At 67.0% G+C, this 15750-nt stretch carries 13 protein-coding genes; 8 read left to right on the top strand and 5 right to left on the bottom strand.

Translation table 11 applies throughout. The features are described 5' to 3' along the window. Window positions 1–16: 16 nt before the first annotated feature. Window positions 17–1231 carry an amidohydrolase gene (locus JF52_RS0105400; protein ID WP_033105343.1) on the bottom strand — a complete coding sequence of 405 codons (1215 nt, stop codon included), beginning with the start codon at window positions 1229–1231 and terminating at the stop codon, window positions 17–19. Window positions 1232–1240: 9 nt separating this feature from the next. Continuing rightward, window positions 1241–1891: a TetR/AcrR family transcriptional regulator gene (locus JF52_RS0105395; RefSeq protein ID WP_033105342.1), complete on the bottom strand. Its 651-nt coding sequence runs from the start codon at window positions 1889–1891 to the stop codon at window positions 1241–1243. Window positions 1892–2052: 161 nt separating this feature from the next. Between JF52_RS0105395 and JF52_RS0105390 the strand changes: the two genes are divergently transcribed. From JF52_RS0105390 to JF52_RS0105360, 7 genes are all read left to right on the top strand, one after another. Further along, window positions 2053–3720 carry an ABC transporter substrate-binding protein gene (locus tag JF52_RS0105390; RefSeq protein WP_033105341.1) on the top strand — a complete coding sequence of 556 codons (1668 nt, stop codon included), beginning with the start codon at window positions 2053–2055 and terminating at the stop codon, window positions 3718–3720. Window positions 3721–3969: 249 nt separating this feature from the next. Continuing rightward, window positions 3970–4794 carry an ABC transporter ATP-binding protein gene (locus JF52_RS0105385; RefSeq protein WP_033105340.1) on the top strand — a complete coding sequence of 275 codons (825 nt, stop codon included), beginning with the start codon at window positions 3970–3972 and terminating at the stop codon, window positions 4792–4794. Beyond that, window positions 4791–5591 (top strand): ABC transporter ATP-binding protein, encoded by an 801-nt coding sequence (locus JF52_RS0105380; RefSeq protein WP_033105339.1) that lies wholly within the window; start codon window positions 4791–4793, stop codon window positions 5589–5591. Before JF52_RS0105385 ends, JF52_RS0105380 begins: the two co-directional genes overlap by 4 nt. Then, a complete protein-coding gene (locus tag JF52_RS0105375; protein WP_033105338.1) occupies window positions 5588–6679 on the top strand; it encodes an ABC transporter permease in 1092 nt (363 codons plus the stop codon). Before JF52_RS0105380 ends, JF52_RS0105375 begins: the two co-directional genes overlap by 4 nt. Window positions 6680–6817: 138 nt before the next feature. After that, a complete protein-coding gene (locus JF52_RS0105370; protein ID WP_235272364.1) occupies window positions 6818–7762 on the top strand; it encodes an ABC transporter permease in 945 nt (314 codons plus the stop codon). Next, complete coding sequence (locus JF52_RS0105365; RefSeq protein ID WP_200880950.1) at window positions 7762–10029, top strand: exo-beta-d-1,3/1,6-glucosidase; 2268 nt, start codon at window positions 7762–7764, stop codon at window positions 10027–10029. The genes JF52_RS0105370 and JF52_RS0105365 overlap by 1 nt, the downstream gene beginning before the upstream one ends. A gap of 108 nt (window positions 10030–10137) precedes the next feature. Beyond that, complete coding sequence (locus JF52_RS0105360; RefSeq protein WP_033105336.1) at window positions 10138–11391, top strand: ATP-binding protein; 1254 nt, start codon at window positions 10138–10140, stop codon at window positions 11389–11391. 19 nt (window positions 11392–11410) lie between these two features. Here JF52_RS0105360 and JF52_RS0105355 read toward each other — a convergent pair whose 3' ends face one another. Beyond that, entirely contained in the window at window positions 11411–11593 is a 183-nt protein-coding gene (locus tag JF52_RS0105355) for a response regulator transcription factor (RefSeq protein WP_033105335.1), read from the bottom strand. Between the two features lie 62 nt (window positions 11594–11655). Here JF52_RS0105355 and JF52_RS0105350 point away from each other — a divergent pair, with 62 nt between their 5' ends. Next, entirely contained in the window at window positions 11656–13158 is a 1503-nt protein-coding gene (locus JF52_RS0105350; protein WP_033105334.1) for a SulP family inorganic anion transporter, read from the top strand. 83 nt (window positions 13159–13241) lie between these two features. Here the strand turns inward: JF52_RS0105350 and nhaA are convergent, their stop codons facing one another. After that, window positions 13242–14546 (bottom strand): Na+/H+ antiporter NhaA, encoded by a 1305-nt coding sequence (nhaA, locus tag JF52_RS0105345; RefSeq protein WP_372959215.1) that lies wholly within the window; start codon window positions 14544–14546, stop codon window positions 13242–13244. A 147-nt stretch (window positions 14547–14693) separates the two neighbouring features. After that, window positions 14694–15743 carry a LacI family DNA-binding transcriptional regulator gene (locus JF52_RS0105340; protein ID WP_052166768.1) on the bottom strand — a complete coding sequence of 350 codons (1050 nt, stop codon included), beginning with the start codon at window positions 15741–15743 and terminating at the stop codon, window positions 14694–14696. Between the last annotated feature and the right edge of the window lie 7 nt (window positions 15744–15750).

The raw sequence follows: 15750 nt of genomic DNA, 5'->3' as shown, positions 1-15750 counted from the left end.
AGTTGCGAGGCCGGGCTCAGCCCATGAACTCCCGCACGGCCGTCGCCATCGCCGTGACCCCGACTTCGATCGTCGGGTGGATCTCGGGCGCGAACAGCGGTGAGTGGTTGGTGGGGATGTCATGGGCGACCGTGCCGCCGGCGACCGCCGCTGCGAACGTCGCCGGGTCGACACCGCCCCAGAACCAGAACACCAGGGGAGCGCCGGCGTCGCGGGCGAACCATGAGACATCCTCGCTGCCGGTGATCATCCCCGGATCGATGACGGCGGCTTCTCCGAGGGCGCGCTGGAACGCGGTCGTGACCCGTGCCACGGCATCCGCGTCGTTGATGGTCGGCGGCAGGGTGTGATCGGTGCGGATCTCCGGCTCGCGCTCGGCGCCGGATGCGAGGGCCTCGGCCCGGACGATCCGCTCCACGCTCGCGAGCACGTTCGCGCGGGCCTCATCGTCCGGATATCGCAGACTGAGTTCGAGCGTCGCCTCGGCGGGGATGATGTTGTTCTTCAGCCCCGCATGGATCGAGCCGACCGTGACGACGGCGACACCCTGCGGGTCCGTCTCGCGTGAGGCGATCGTCTGCAGACGCATCACGGTGGCAGCCGCCATCACCACCGGGTCGACGGTCGTGTGCGGCCTTGATCCGTGCCCGCCGCGGCCGTGCAGGGTGACGGTGAGACCGTCGGATGCTGCCATCTGAGTGCCGCTGCGGACGCCGATCACCCCGGCGGCGAAGGGCGTGACGTGTTGGCCGAGCACGATGTCGGGCTTCGGGTAGCGGTCGAGGATGCCGGCATCCAGCATCGCTCTGGCCCCTGCGCCGTATTCCTCGGCCGGCTGGATGACGACCACCAGCGTGCCTGACCATTCCGCCTGCTCGGCGACGATCCGCTCGACGGCTCCGATCATCGCGGTGACATGCATGTCGTGCCCGCAGGCGTGCATCACGGGAACCGTGTGGCCGGCCGGGTCGACCCCGGTCGCCGTGCTCGCATACGCGAGGCCGGTCTGCTCTTCGACGGGGAGTGCGTCCATGTCGGCGCGCGCCCACACGGTCGGCCCCTCACCGTTGCGCAACACCCCGATGACGCCCGTGATGCCGATGCCCTCTTCGACTTCGAGTCCCAGATCGCGCAGGTGCTGGGCAGCGATGCCGGCCGTGCGCGTCTCCTGGAAGGAGAGTTCGGGATGCTGGTGCAGGTCGATGTACAGCGCTTCGAGGTCGATGCTCATGAGCTGAGCCTACTGTCGGGCCTCGCGGACGTACGTCTCCAACTCGGGCGCCGGATGCAGCACGGAGTTCACGATCGCGCGGATCGCGAACTCGCTCGCCTCGCCGAGCCCCACGACGTCCGGATGCAGCAGCCATTGCAGCTGCAGGCCGTCCATGACGGCGAGGATGCTGGCGGATGCCGCGGCGACCGTATCCGGCTCGATCACGCCCTCCTGCCTGCACAGCTCGCGGAACGCCTCCGAGACCTCGCGGCGGAGCGTCGTGTAGCGCTCCTCGAAGAAGCCGCGTGCGGGGTGGTCGTCGGTCACGGATTCATTGGAGAGCACGGTGTACGCCTGCACGATGCCGGGGCGCCGCTCGTTGGCGAACGCCGTGCGCACCAGGTGCAGGAAGAGCTCCGGCCCACCGGGGATGTGCTTCTCGTCGAGTTCGGCGACGTCGGCCTGGTCGCGGTAGGCGAGCACCTCGAGCAGCAGCTTCTGCTTCGAGCCGAAGTGATGCAGGACCCCGGCGTGAGTCATGCCCACCTGCTCTGCGACGTCGGCGAGCGTGCCGTTCGTCGAGCCCTTGTTGCCGAAGATCTCGACTGCCGCTTCCAGGATGTCGGTGCGTTTCTGCCTGGTCGCCGGGCGCGTGCGCGCCGAATTCTCTGTAGCCACGGCATCCCCCTCTGAGGTGAGTGTAACGGTCTGGTATCTCGCACTTGCAAGCTTACTTACTTGTCGGTAACCTCGCCTCAGTTTACTTTCTCATGAGTAAGCCGGAGCGTCACATCGACGCGTGCCACACCTGCACAATGACCCGTGTCCTAGGAGAAGCAATGAAGCTCAGCAGATCCCTGATCGCGATCGGCGCGATCGCGACCCTCAGCATCGGCGTGCTCGCCGGATGCTCGCCCGCCGCAGATGGCGGCGGCGGAGAATCCGGCTCGTCCACCGCCGCACTCACGATCGCCAAGCCGGACGGAGCGATCACCACAGAGTCGCACAACCCGTATCTCGGCGACTCGTCCGCATCGAAGTACGGCTACGCCAAGGTCATCTTCGAGCCGCTCGCTCTCGTGAACCCGACCGGCGACCTCGGCACCACGCCGTGGCTCGCGGAATCGGTCGAATGGAACGACGACTACACCGAACTCACCGTCGTCCCACGCGGCGGCGTCAACTGGAGCGACGGCGAGCCGTTCACCGCCGACGACATCGTGTTCACGTTCGATCAGTTCCTCAACGGCAAGCTCACCGACTCGTCCGGGCTTAATTACCAGGGTGCGACGGTCGACGGCGACAAGGTCACGCTGAAGTTCGCCGACTCGAAGTTCACCGCCCAGTCGCGCGTGCTGCACACCCCGATCGTGCCGAAGCACATCTGGGAGAACATCGAAGACCCCAACACCGACCCGCTCACCGAAGACGGCCTCGCCGTCGGCACCGGCCCTTACGTGCTCGACAGCTGGACCACGGAATCGGTCACTCTGACGGCGAACGAGGACTACTGGGGCGGCGAGCTGGCCGTGCCAGAGCTGAACTACGTCTCGTACGGCGACAACGCGGCACTCACCACGGCTCTCGCATCGGGCGAGGCAGACTGGGCGCAGGCGTTCCTGCCGCAGATCGAGGAGAGCTACCTGTCGGTCGACCCCGACAACCAGTTCCTCGTCTCGCCCACCGCCGGCGCCGGCACGCTGTTCATGAATCTGCAGACCAAGCCGTTCAACAACCCCGCCCTGCGCGAGGCCCTCGCCTGGACGATCGATCGCGACGCCTACGTCGACATCGCCCGCGAGGGTGCGAGCGAGGCCGTCTGGAACGTCACCGGTCTCGGCACGCTGCTCGCAGACGAGATCATCCCCGAGTACCAGGATGCCGAGTATTCGGTCGACATCGACAAGGCGAAGCAGATCCTCACCGACGCCGGCTACACCTGGAAGAGCGACAAGCTCATGGACCCCGACGGCGAAGCAGTCTCGTTCTCGGTCTCGGTTCCCGCCGGATGGAGCGATTGGAACACCGAACAGGCGCTCCTCGCCGAAGAGCTCGGCAAGGGCCTCGGCATCGAGGTCAAGGTCGACCAGCCCGACTGGGGCGGCTGGGACGCCGCCCGCCAGGAGGGCACCTTCCAAGCGATCATCCACTGGCTCGAGGACACCGGCAACGTGTACGGGCTGTACACCTCGACCATGGACCCGAAGTGGATCGTCGACGACAAGGCGCAGTACAACTTCGGCCGGTTCGACGACCCCGCGGTCACCGAGGCGCTGAACACCTACGCCAACGCCTCCTCGGACGAGGATCGCGCGGCAGCCTCGGCCGTGCTGCAGACCGCATTCGCCGAGAACGTGCCGGCCATCCCGCTCGGCGCGCACCCCCTGCTGGGCGAGTTCAACACCCGCAACTACGTCGGATGGCCGAGCGAGGACGACCAGTACGCGTCGGCCGACCCGACCCAGCCGGCGATCGTGCAGATCCTGACGAAGCTCGAGGCGAAGTAAGACGGCGGAGCGACGTTTCGACTCGCGCTGCTCGCTCAACGCGTTTCGTCTCGTCGCTCCTGCGTTTCGACTCGTCGCTCCTGCGTTTCGACTCGTCGCTCCGCTCCTCGCTCAACGACCGCCTCGCTCAACGACCCGCGGGTGTCCCCGGGTATGCCCCGGAGGCTCCCGCCGGGGAACTCCACTGCGGGTCGTTGAGCGAGCGAAGCGAGACGAAGTCGCACCGCAGTCCCCAGACAAGGAACCTCAATGCCAGACCCCCTGTTGTCCATCCGCGACTTCTCGGTCGTGTACGACGTCGATCCGCCTGTCGCGGCGGTGAAGAACGTCACCCTCGAACTGCGGCGCGGCGAGATCCTCGGCCTCGCCGGTGAGAGCGGCTGCGGCAAGACCACGCTCGCGTACGGCGTGCAGCGCCTGCTCAAGGCTCCTGCGGTGATCACGAGCGGATCCGTCGTCTTCCACGACAGCGATGGCGACGACATCGACGTCAACGCCCTCGGCGCCGAGCAGATGCGCCGCTTCCGCTGGGACAAGATCTCGATGGTCTTCCAGGGCGCGATGAACGCGCTGAATCCCGTGACCACGATCGGCGCGCAACTCGAGGACGTGTTCGAGGTGCACCGCCCGAGCATGAGCAGGAAGCAGCGGCGGGATGCGGTCGCCGAGCTGCTCGAGATCGTCAAGGTCGGCGCGCAGCGCGCCCGTTCCTTCCCGCATGAGCTCTCCGGCGGCATGCGTCAGCGCGTGATGATCGCGATGGCACTGGCGCTCCGGCCGCAGTTGATGGTCATGGACGAGCCGACGACGGCGTTGGACGTGCTCGTGCAGCGCGAGATCCTCCGGCAGATCTCGCAGCTGAGGGCGGAGTTCGGATTCTCGGTGATCTTCATCACGCACGACCTTCCGCTGCTGCTCGAGATCAGCGACCGCATCGCCATCATGCGCGAGGGCGAGATCGTCGAGATCGCCACGGCGGAGCGCATCTGGAACGCCCCGCAGGACGAGTACACGAAGACACTGCTGTCGTCGTTTCCGAGACTGACCGGAGAGAAGGGGGTGGTGGTGCGATGAGCACTCTCGAAGTACGCCACGTCACGAAGACCTACAACGTCCGCGGTGCCGGTCAGCTCAAGGCGCTCGACGACGTGAGCTTCACGCTCACCTCTGGCCAGACCATCGGCCTGGTCGGTCAGTCCGGCAGTGGCAAGTCGACGATCGCGAAGATCCTCACCCAGCTCGAGACGCCGACCAGCGGCGAGGTGCTGCTCGACGGCCAGCCGATCCCCCGCCGCGGCCGAGGACTCGGCACCTACCGGCAGCAGTTGCGGATGGTCTTCCAGGACCCATTCGCATCGCTCAACCCGTACCACTCGATCCGTTACCACCTCGAACGCCCGCTGCGACTCGACGACGTCGTCCCGAAGGCCGAGACCGAGGCAGAGGTGCGCCGGCTGCTCGAACGGGTCCGGTTGGTCCCGGATGCCGTGATCGATCGCCGTCCGCACGAGCTCTCCGGCGGCCAGCGGCAGCGCGTCGCGATCGCCCGCGCGCTGGCGTCGCGTCCGAAGATCCTCGTCGCCGACGAGCCGGTCTCGATGCTCGACGTCTCCATCCGCCTCGGCGTACTGAACCTGCTGTCCGACCTGCAGCGCGAGGAGGGCCTGGGAGTGCTGTACATCACGCACGACCTCGCCACCGCTCGCCATTTCAGCGACGAGATCATGGTGCTCAACCAGGGGCGCATCGTCGAGCACGGGCCTGCCGACGACGTCATCCTCCGTCCGCAGGACCCGTACACGCAAGAGCTGCGCGCAGCATCCCCAGATCCAGAGCGATTCTTCGCCGACACCAGCGGAGGTGCACGATGACCGCCGTCGAACCCCAACTCCCCACCTTCGAGACGCGGACGGATGCCGACGCCGTCGAGCTCGGCACCACCGCGACCAAGGTCGTCGCCGGTCGCTCGCGCATCCCCTGGCGCTTCCTCGGCGGTCGTGCCGCGTTCTACCTCTTCACGCTCTGGGCCGCGCTCACGATCAACTTCTTCCTGCCGCGCATGATGAAGGGCGACGCGGTCAGCCAGTACCTCTCGCGCAACCGCAACGTCTCTCCCGAGGCGGCCGAGGCGCTGCGTTCGCTGCTCGGGCTCGACACCGACAAGTCGCTCTTCCAGCAGTACCTCGACTACTGGGCTCTGCTGCTGCAGGGCGACCTGGGCGTCTCGCTGCTGCACGGCCTGCGGCCGGTCACCGAGGTCGTCGGTCAGGCGCTGCCGTGGACCGTGGGCCTCGTCGGCTTCGCGACCATCGTGTCGTTCGCGATCGGCACGATCGGCGGTGCGGTGATCGGATGGCGCCGGGGCAGCCGGCTCGACGCACTCATCCCGATCACGACCTTCCTCAGCACGATCCCGTACTTCTGGCTGGGTCTGCTCGCGATCGCGGTGTTCTCGGTCAACCTCGGCTGGTTCCCGATCGGCAAGGCGTACGGCGTCGGGATCGTGCCCGGCTGGAACCTCGAGTTCGTCGGCCAGGTCATCCACCACGGCACGCTCCCCGCGCTGACGATCGTGATCGCATCGCTCGGCGGATGGATGCTGGGCATGCGCAACATGATGCTCACCGTGCTCGATGAGGACTACATCACGGTCGCGCAGGCGAAGGGCATGCCGAATCAGCGCGTGCTGTGGCGCTATGCCGCCCGTAACGCCGTGCTGCCGCAGATCCAGAGCTTCGCACTCTCGATCGGATTCATCGTCGGCGGCACGATCGTGATGGAGATGGTCTTCAGCTATCCGGGCGTCGGCAAACTGCTGCTCGATGCCACGAACGCGAAGGACTACGCACTGATGCAGGGCGTCTTCCTCGTCATCACCCTGTCGGTGCTGGTGGCGAACATCCTCGCGGATATCGCCTACGCATTCCTCGACCCGCGCACGCGCCAGACGGAGGCCTGAGCCATGACCACGACAGACAAGGCCGGACGGCGCCAGGCGAGCGCTCCGGACACATTCCTCATCCGCACCAGCGGCGCCGGCAGCGGAAACGGCAGTGAGCGCCAGGGCTTCTGGGCGAAGCTCGTCTCGGCGTTCGCGATGTTCCGCAACGGCAAGTCGATCGCCGGGCTGGCGATCCTCGGATTCTTCGTGCTGATCGCGATCTTCGCCGACGTGCTGGCACCGTTCTCGCCGACGCAGATCGACAACTCCGCCCGCCTGCAACCGCCGTCCGCCGCGCACTGGCTGGGCACGACGCACATCGGTGAAGACGTGCTGAGCCAGGTCATCCACGGCACTCGCGGGGTCATCGTCGTCGGGTTCCTCGCCGCGCTGATCGCCACGGTGATCGCGATCACGGTCGGTGTGATCGCCGGATACCTGTCGGGCTGGAAGAGCGAGGCGCTGTCGGCGCTGACCAACGTGTTCCTCGTGATCCCCGGTCTTCCGCTGATCATCATCGTCGCCTCGATGTTCGAGGACCCGCCGCTCGTGCTGATCGCCGCAGTGCTGGGCATCACGGGGTGGGCGTGGGGCGCCCGTGTGCTGCGCGCGCAGACCATGTCGCTGCGCAACCGCGACTTCGTGCAGGCCGCCCGTGCCAACGGCGAGCCCCTGCGCCGCATCATCACGGTCGAGATGCTGCCGAACCTCATGGCGCTGATCGCCGCGAGCTTCGTCGGCACGGTGACCGCCGCCGTCCTCGGCCTCACGACGCTTTCGTACATCGGCGTGATCCCGGTGACCACGTACAACTGGGGCACGATCCTGAACTGGGCATCCGCGCAGGGCGCGTTCGGGCAGAACCAGTGGTGGTGGTATCTGCCGCCAGGGCTGTGCATCGCCGCGATCGGCGTCGCGCTGTCGCTGATCAACTTCGGCATCGACGAGTACGTCAACCCGCGCCTGCGCTCGGCCGGTGAGCGGGCGCGCGCGATGAAGAAGAAGGGCCTGAACGTGAACGACGCGGTAACGGCCGTGCGCACCGACGACGCGGCCGCTGTGGCTGCAGAGCCTGCATCATCCATAGAGAACGCGAAGTGATGACCTCCGAGACCCTGACCCTCCCGTATCTGAATCCCGATCTGACCGTCCCGGCGCGCGTCGCCGACCTCCTCGAGCGCATGACACTCGAGGAGAAGATCGGGCAGATGCTGCAACTCGACGCACGCGACGATCTCGACGACCATGTGCTCCGGCGCATGGTCGGATCGATCCTGCACACTTCGCCGGAGCGGATCGTCGCGGCCCGCGAGCTGACCCTGCGGACGCGCCTGCAGATCCCGCTGCTCGTCGGCGAGGACTGCGTCCACGGCCACTCGTTCTGGCCGGGAGCGACGATCTATCCGACGCAGCTCGGGATGGCGGCGTCGTGGGATGCGTCACTGCTCGAGAAGGTCGCGCGCGCGACTGCCATCGAGGTCGCGGCGACCGGCATCCACTGGACGTTCTCGCCGGTGCTCTGCATCGCCCGTGACCTGCGCTGGGGCCGGGTCAATGAGACGTTCGGTGAGGACCCGTTCCTGCTCGGAGAGCTCGCATCCGCCATGGTCCGCGGCTACCAGGGTGAAGGGCTCGAGGATCCGACGGCCATCCTCGCGACGGCCAAGCACTTCGCCGGCTACTCCGAGACGCAGGGCGGTCGCGATGCCAGCGAGGCCGACATCTCGCGGCGGAAGCTGCGATCGTGGTTCCTGCCGCCGTTCGAGCGCGTCGCCCGCGAGGGGTGCCGTTCGTTCATGCTCGGGTACCAGAGCATGGACGGCGTGCCGATCACCCTCAACGACTGGCTGCTCAGCGACGTGCTGCGCGGCGAGTGGGGCTACACCGGCACGCTCATCACCGATTGGGACAACGTCGGGCGCATGGTGTGGGAGCAGCAGGTGCAGCCCGACGTCATGCATGCGGCGGCCGCCGCCGTGAAGGCCGGCAACGACATGATCATGACGACGCCCACCTTCTTCGAGGGCGCTCTGGATGCTGTCGCGCAGGGCCTGCTCGCATCCGATGCCTTCGATGCCGCGGTCGAGCGGATCCTCACGCTGAAGTACGAGCTCGGGCTGTTCGAGAACCCGCGGACCCCGGTCGACGGACTCGAGCAGATCGTCGGGACCGCAGAGCACGCGGCGTTGAATCTCGAGATGACGCGCCGTTCGCTCGTGCTCCTGGAGAACGACGGCACGTTGCCTCTGCGGCCGGCTGCGCCTGGTGAGTCGGTCGCCTCGGCCGGGGCCACCCGCGTCGCCGTCGTCGGGCCGCTCGCGGATGATGCGCAGGAGCAGCTCGGCGACTGGGCCGGCGGCTCGGGTCAGGCCGGCTGGCTCGACGGGCAGCCGCGCGAGATGATCGCGACCGTGCTCGACGGACTGCGCGAGATCGCGTCCTGGGAGGTCGTGCACGCTCGCGGCGCGGACGTCCTCACGCTCGAGCCCGACCCCGCCGGCGCGACATGGCCCGACGGGCAGCCGCGCCCTCCGGTGGTGAAGCCGTGCGCACCGGATGCCGCGCAGATCGCCGAGGCGGTCGCTGCCGCGGAGACGGCTGACGTGTGCGTGGCCGTCGTCGGTGATGCGCAGGGACTCTACGGCGAAGGCCGCTCGACGGCGACTCTCGAGCTCATCGGCGGCCAGAACGCGCTGCTCGACGCCGTCATCGAGACCGGCACGCCGGTGGTCGTGGTGTTGATGGCGTCGAAGCCGCTGGTGCTGCCGGCATCCGTCGCGAGGGCCGCCGCGGTGCTGTGGGTCGCGAATCCCGGCATGCAGGGCGGGCGCGCGATCGCCGAGTTGCTGACCGGAGCCGTCGAACCGACCGGTCGCCTGCCGATCTCGTTCGTGCGGCACGCCGGGCAGCAGCCGACGTACTACAACCAGATCCGTGGCCAGCACGGCGATCGCTACGCCGACCTCACGCAGTCACCGGCGTGGGCCTTCGGCGAGGGACTGTCGTACACGACCGTCGAGTACTCCGACCTCGCGTTGACAGAGACGGCGCTCGCCGCATCCGACACCGTCATCGCCGACGTGACCGTGACCAACACGGGCGAGCGGGCGACCATCGAGACGGTGCAGGCGTATGTGCGGGATGCCGTCACCAGCGTGAGCTGGGCAGGCAAGGAGCTCAAGGCCTACCGCCAGGTGTCGCTGGCGCCGGGCGAGAGTACGCGCGTGCGCATCGATCTGCCCGTCGCGTACTGCACGATCGTGGATGTCGCCGGCGACCGCATCGTCGAGCCGGGCGAGTTCGCGCTGCTGGTGGGGCCGAGCTCGCGCGACGAGGTGCTGCTGAGCGCGGGGTTCACGGTCACCTGACGGTATCTCGACAGGGATGAGTGTTCCCCCGTCATCTTCTCCGCAATCTGTTCAGACTAAGTTTCGTAAAGTGTACAGTTTCTTTGTCGCAAAGTGTACAGTTTCACCATGGTCACCTATCTGCCCCGCGTAGCCGACGGCGAACTCGAGGCGAAGATGCGTTCTGTCGGCGGCGTACTGATCGAAGGTCCGAAGGCGTGCGGAAAGACCGCGACCGCGTCGCAAAGGGCCGAGACGGTGTTCGATATGGATCGAGATGCGACAGCGCGCGCCTCGATCGAGCTCAATCCGAGCTTCCTCTTCGAAAGGCCGACGCCGATTCTCTTCGATGAGTGGCAGGTCGCACCCGATCTGTGGAATCAAGTACGCCGCGCGATCGACGACTCAGATCGCGGACGTGGGATGTACTTACTGACCGGTTCGGCGACGCCGCGGGATGATGCGAAACGACACTCAGGGGCAGGGCGGATCGGATTGCTGCGGATGCGACCGATGAGTCTGTTCGAGTCGGGGCATTCCACGGGCGAGGTATCGCTGGCCGCATTGTTCGATGGGACCTCGCAGCCGGGGGTAGGGACGCGTGCGTCCGTGCCCGACCTCATGAGCAGAATCGTCATCGGAGGATGGCCGGATCTGCTCGGTGCGGAGGAGCGCGAAGCCAGGGTATGGATGGATGACTATCTGCGCCAGATCGTGGAAGTCGATGTGCCGTCGTTCGTAGGGCGACGGGATCCACGCACTCTGAAGCGCGTCCTTGCGTCCCTGGCGAGATTCGTCGCGCACAGCCCCGCCACCCGAGCCATCGCCGCGGATGTCGGCGGTGACCGAGGCCCCATCTCCCCGACCACCGCCTACAGCCACCTCGACGCCCTGGATCGGCTGCACCTCCGCGATGACTCGGACGCATGGCAGCCCCACATGCGTTCACGTGCACGGCTGCGCACCGCGCCTACGCGCTACTTCGTCGATCCTTCGGTCGGCACGGCGGCTCTGCACGTCGGCAGTGAAGACCTGCTGCGGGATCTCGAGGCGGCCGGATTCCACTTCGAAGCGTTGGTGGTCCGGGACTTGCGCATCTATTCGCAAGCACTGGGGGGCCGGGTCGATACCTGGCGTGACGAGTCGGGCAACGAAGTCGACGCAGTCATCACGCTCGCTGACGGGCGATGGGCTGGCGTCGAGATCAAACTCGGTCAGGCGCAGGTGGATTCCGCAGCATCCGGCCTGCTCGCGTTCGCAGAACGCGTGGATACGGCGAGGCAGGGCGTTCCATCCGCGCTCATCATCATCACCGCGACGGGCTCAGCGGGGCGACGGGCGGACGGCGTCCACGTGACGCCGATCACCGCGCTCGCTCCATGACACAAGCACATCACCGCATTCATTCCCGAGCCCTTCCGGTGTCGTAGGCCCACATCGCCGCCTCCACACGATTGCGCACGCCCAGCTTCGTCAGGATCGCGCCGATGTGGGCCTTCACCGTGCCCAGCGACACGAACAGCCTCTCGCCGATCTCGTCGTTCGTGAGGCCGGAGCTCAACAGTGCGACTCCCGCCTGAGACATCGGCCGATCGGCCAGGATGTCGACGGCTCACGTGTTCGAGGCTGCTCTCGTCAGGAATAGGGTTGACTCTCGTGACCACAGCCGACGAACGCACCCGCTACCGTGCGAACCCATCAGTGCTCACTGCACTGAAGTCGCCGCGCATACTCACCCGTGAGGTGCTCGCCGGCCTCGTCGTCGGCCTCGCGCTGATCCCGGAGGCCATCGCCTTCTCGGTGATCGCCGGGGTCGACCCGAAGGTCGGGCTGTTCTCGTCGTTCATCATGGCGGTGGCGATCTCGTTCCTCGGTGGGCGACCGGCGATGATCACCGCTGCCACCGGCGCCGTCGCCCTCGTCATCGCGCCGGTCGCGCCCCTGTACGGCATCGACTACTTCATCGCCACCGTGCTGCTCGCCGGCGTCTTCCAGGTGCTGCTCGCGGTGCTCGGCGTCGCGAAGCTGATGCGCTTCATCCCCCGCAGCGTCATGACGGGGTTCGTCAACGCGCTCGCCATCTTCGTCTTCAGCTCGCAGGTACCGCACCTGCTGAACGTGCCATGGCTGGTGTATCCGCTCGTGGCGCTCGGCATCCTCGTCATGATCTTCATGCCGAAGATCACCAAGATCATTCCTGCGCCGCTGGTCTCGGTGGTCATCGTCACCGCCGTGGTCATCGTGTTCGCGATCAACGTGCCGACCGTCGGCGATCAGGGCGAGCTGCCGCGCAGCCTTCCCGAGCTGTTCATCCCGAACGTGCCGCTCACCTGGGAGACCTTCACGATCATCGCTCCGTTCGCCCTCGGCGTCGCCGTCGTCGGGCTCCTCGAATCGCTGATGACCGCGAAACTCGTCGACGAGATCACCGACACGCACTCCCGCAAGACGCGTGAGGCCTGGGCGCAGGGCGTCGCGAACGTGCTCTCCGGCATCTTCGGCGGCATGGGCGGCTGCGCGGTGATCGGCCAGACGATGATCAACGTGAAATCCGGGGCCCGCACCCGCATCTCGACGTTCTTCGCCGGTGTCTTCCTCTTCCTGCTGGTCGTCGTGTTCGGCGACTTCGTGGCGACGATCCCGATGGCCGCGCTCGTCGCGGTGATGATCATGATCGCGATCGGGGCGTTCGACTGGCACAGCATCCGTCCGTCGACTTTGAAACGGATGCCGAAGAGCGAGACCTTCGTCATGCTCGTGACCGTGCTGGCGGTCGTCATCACGTACAACCTCGCCATCGGCGTCGTGGCCGGCGTGATCGTGGCATCCGTCCTGTTCGTCAGGCGCGTCGCGCACTTCGTCACCGTCACCCGCACCGTATCGGATGACATCGCGCACTACGTCGTCGACGGCGAACTGTTCTTCGCCAGCAGCAACGACCTCACGACGCAGTTCGAGTACGCGGCGGATCCCGACCGCGTCATCATCGACATGTCGCGCTCGCACGTGTGGGACGCCTCGACCGTCGCCGCGCTCGATGCCATCGAGACGAAGTACGCCCAGCATGGCAAGAGCGTGCAACTGTTCGGGCTGAACGAGGCCAGCGGATTGTTCCACGGCAGGCTGAGCGGCGGCTTCCCGCCGGCGTGATCAGAAGGCGCTGGACGCTGATTCAGGCGGAGTCGATCTCTTCCGGGATCCGCACGGCGTTGCCCGTGGTGTGGTCGCGTGGGTCATGGCTGACGGTCCGACTCGCACTCTTCGGCCTTCCGGTAGCGCCGATTGCGCACCCCGAGCACGACCGCCGCGAGCACCGCGGCCAGGGCGGAGGCGGTCAGGATCGCCACCTTGCCGTGATCGTAGTGCGGGCTGCCGGCGGCGAAGCTCAGTTCGGCGACGAGCAGTGAGACGGTGAACCCGATCCCGGCGAGCACTCCGACGCCGGCGATGTCGATCCACTTCAGGGACGGATCGAGGTTGATGCGGCGGATCCTGGTGATGAGCCAGGTGGCTGCCGTGATGCCGAGGGGTTTGCCGATCACGAGACCGAGGACGATCCCGATCAGTACCGGATCCGTGAGCGCGGAGACGAAGCCCTCGGGACCGCCGATCGCCACGCCGGCGGAGAAGAACGCGAACACCGGGACGGCGAATCCCGCGGACAGCGGGCGGAATCGGTGTTCGAAGAGTTCGGCGAGGCCCGGTCCGGCATCCTCCGACCGATCCGCCTTCTTGTGCAGCACGGGGATCGTGAATCCGAGCAGCACGCCGGCGATCGTGGCGTGGATCCCCGACGCATGCATCAGGGCCCAGGCGGTGAATCCGATCGGCAGCAGGATCAGCCACGCGGCCCCAGGACGAACATCGAACAGCTGTCGGAAGCGCTGTGCGATCGCGCCGTAAACCGCGATCGCGACCAGCGCGAGCAGCAACGGTATGAGCTCGATCGACTCCGTGTAGAAGATCGCGATGATCCCGATCGCGATGAGGTCGTCGACGACGGCGAGCGTGAGCAGGAAGATGCGCAGCGCGCTGGGCAGGTGCGATCCGATGAGCGCGAGGACGGCGACGGCGAATGCGATGTCGGTCGCCGTCGGGATGGCCCATCCGCGTGCTTCGCTCGTCGTCGTGCCCACCACGGCGACGTACAGGAGCGCGGGGACGGCGACGCCGCCCACGGCGGCCACCACCGGCACGATGGCGGTGCTGGGCTTTCGCAGGTCGCCGGCCACGAACTCGCGCTTGAGCTCGAGTCCGACGAGGAAGAAGAAGACCGCGAGCAGGCCGTCCGCGGCCCACGCGCCCAGCGAGAGCCGCAGCTGCCACGGTTCGTAGCCGATCTCGAAATCACGGATCGCGAAGTACGAGTCTGCCCAGGGCGAGTTGGCCCAGATCAGCGCGATGGCCGCGAAGACGACCAGCAGGATGCCGCCGACCGTCTCCTTGCGCAGGATCTCGGTGACGCGGATCGATTCCTCTCGGGATGCCGAGGGGAAGATGCTTCGCACACGGGCGAAGCGCGGGGGAGTGGGCGACATGAGTGCCATTCTGGTCGACGAACGATGACGTCGACCAGGCTTCCCGACACTCCGAGATGCAAGTCTAGTCGCGATGACCTCGCTCAGCGACGTTGAGCGGATCGCTCCGCGACGGTGGTCATCCGCAACAGGATCCTGACGAGATCTTCACGCCGGTTCGCCGACGTCGAGAACGGGATCCTCACTGAATCCCCGCGCTCTCGCCGTCGTTGCTCGCACGATGAGCTCGTACGGCAAGGCGCCGGGGGCGGGGACGAGCGGGGCGTCCTCGAGCTTCGCCAGCACGGCTGCGGCCGCCCGCTCTCCCTGACCGAGTGGGAACTGGTCGACCGTCGTGAGCTGGAAGAACTCGCCGAGTTCGTGACCGTCGATGCCGACGACCGAGAGGTCCTCCGGCACGCGGAAGCCGAGATCGCGCGCCGCGAGGATCGCACCGATCGCCATCTCGTCGGATGCCGCGAACACGGCGGTCGGTCGTGGTCCTGGCCTGCCGAGCAACTGCTTGGCGGCACGGTACCCGCCGTCGACGGTGAAGTCGGCCGGTTCGAGGAACGCGGGGTTCAGCATTATCCCGGCATCCGCCAGCGCCTTCTCGAAGCCGAGCCGGCGCTGGGACGGGATGTGGAAGTCGATGTCGAACTCGGGATTCGCACCGATGTGTGCGATCGCCGTGTGGCCCAGCCCCAGCAGGTGCTCGGTCGCCAGCTGCGCGAGCGCGCCGTCATCGACCGTCAGTGTGTCGAGTTTCGGGTTCGGCCCGCCGATCGCGATCACAGGGAGTCCGAGTTCGAGCAGACGGGTCGTCTCGTCGTCGTCGAGTTCGATGGACACCGCGATCACGGCATCCACCCGTTGACGCCGCAGTGCCGTATCGAAGACGTTGCGACGCACGTCCTCGTCGGCCGTGATGTTGTACAGGGTGATGTCGTAGCCGGCGCGCATCAATGCGCTGGAGACGCCCGACAGTACCGTGCTGAAGAACCAGCGATCGAGGTAGGGCACCACCACGCCGATGTTCCTGGTGCGGCCGGAGGCGAGCGATGAGGCGCGCGACGACACCACGTAGCCGAGGGTCTGCGCCGCGGCGCGCACGCGGTCGCGCGACGCCGCGGAGACGTGACCGCGACCGCTGAGGGCGCGCGAGACCGTCGCCGTGGAGACGCCGGCCAGTCGCGCGACCTCATCGATGCTCACCATGGAATGC

It is taken from the genome of Microbacterium profundi, from assembly GCF_000763375.1.
Taxonomy (GTDB): domain Bacteria; phylum Actinomycetota; class Actinomycetes; order Actinomycetales; family Microbacteriaceae; genus Microbacterium; species Microbacterium profundi.
Note: the sequence above shows the minus strand (reverse complement) of the source record. Positions and strands in the feature narration are given on the sequence as shown.

Excerpts from the sequence above, each read along its gene's own strand:
- JF52_RS0105340 (WP_052166768.1), bottom strand. The coding sequence starts at position 15,743 with ATGGTGAGCATCGATGAGGTCGCGCGACTGGCCGGCGTCTCCACGGCG.
- JF52_RS0105380 (WP_033105339.1), top strand. The coding sequence starts at position 4,791 with ATGAGCACTCTCGAAGTACGCCACGTCACGAAGACCTACAACGTCCGC.
- JF52_RS0105370 (WP_235272364.1), top strand. The coding sequence starts at position 6,818 with ATGTTCCGCAACGGCAAGTCGATCGCCGGGCTGGCGATCCTCGGATTC.
- JF52_RS0105385 (WP_033105340.1), top strand. The coding sequence starts at position 3,970 with ATGCCAGACCCCCTGTTGTCCATCCGCGACTTCTCGGTCGTGTACGAC.
- nhaA (WP_372959215.1), bottom strand. The coding sequence starts at position 14,546 with ATGTCGCCCACTCCCCCGCGCTTCGCCCGTGTGCGAAGCATCTTCCCC.
- JF52_RS0105375 (WP_033105338.1), top strand. The coding sequence starts at position 5,588 with ATGACCGCCGTCGAACCCCAACTCCCCACCTTCGAGACGCGGACGGAT.
- JF52_RS0105400 (WP_033105343.1), bottom strand. The coding sequence starts at position 1,231 with ATGAGCATCGACCTCGAAGCGCTGTACATCGACCTGCACCAGCATCCC.
- JF52_RS0105355 (WP_033105335.1), bottom strand. The coding sequence starts at position 11,593 with ATGTCTCAGGCGGGAGTCGCACTGTTGAGCTCCGGCCTCACGAACGAC.
- JF52_RS0105390 (WP_033105341.1), top strand. The coding sequence starts at position 2,053 with ATGAAGCTCAGCAGATCCCTGATCGCGATCGGCGCGATCGCGACCCTC.
- JF52_RS0105365 (WP_200880950.1), top strand. The coding sequence starts at position 7,762 with ATGACCTCCGAGACCCTGACCCTCCCGTATCTGAATCCCGATCTGACC.
- JF52_RS0105360 (WP_033105336.1), top strand. The coding sequence starts at position 10,138 with ATGGTCACCTATCTGCCCCGCGTAGCCGACGGCGAACTCGAGGCGAAG.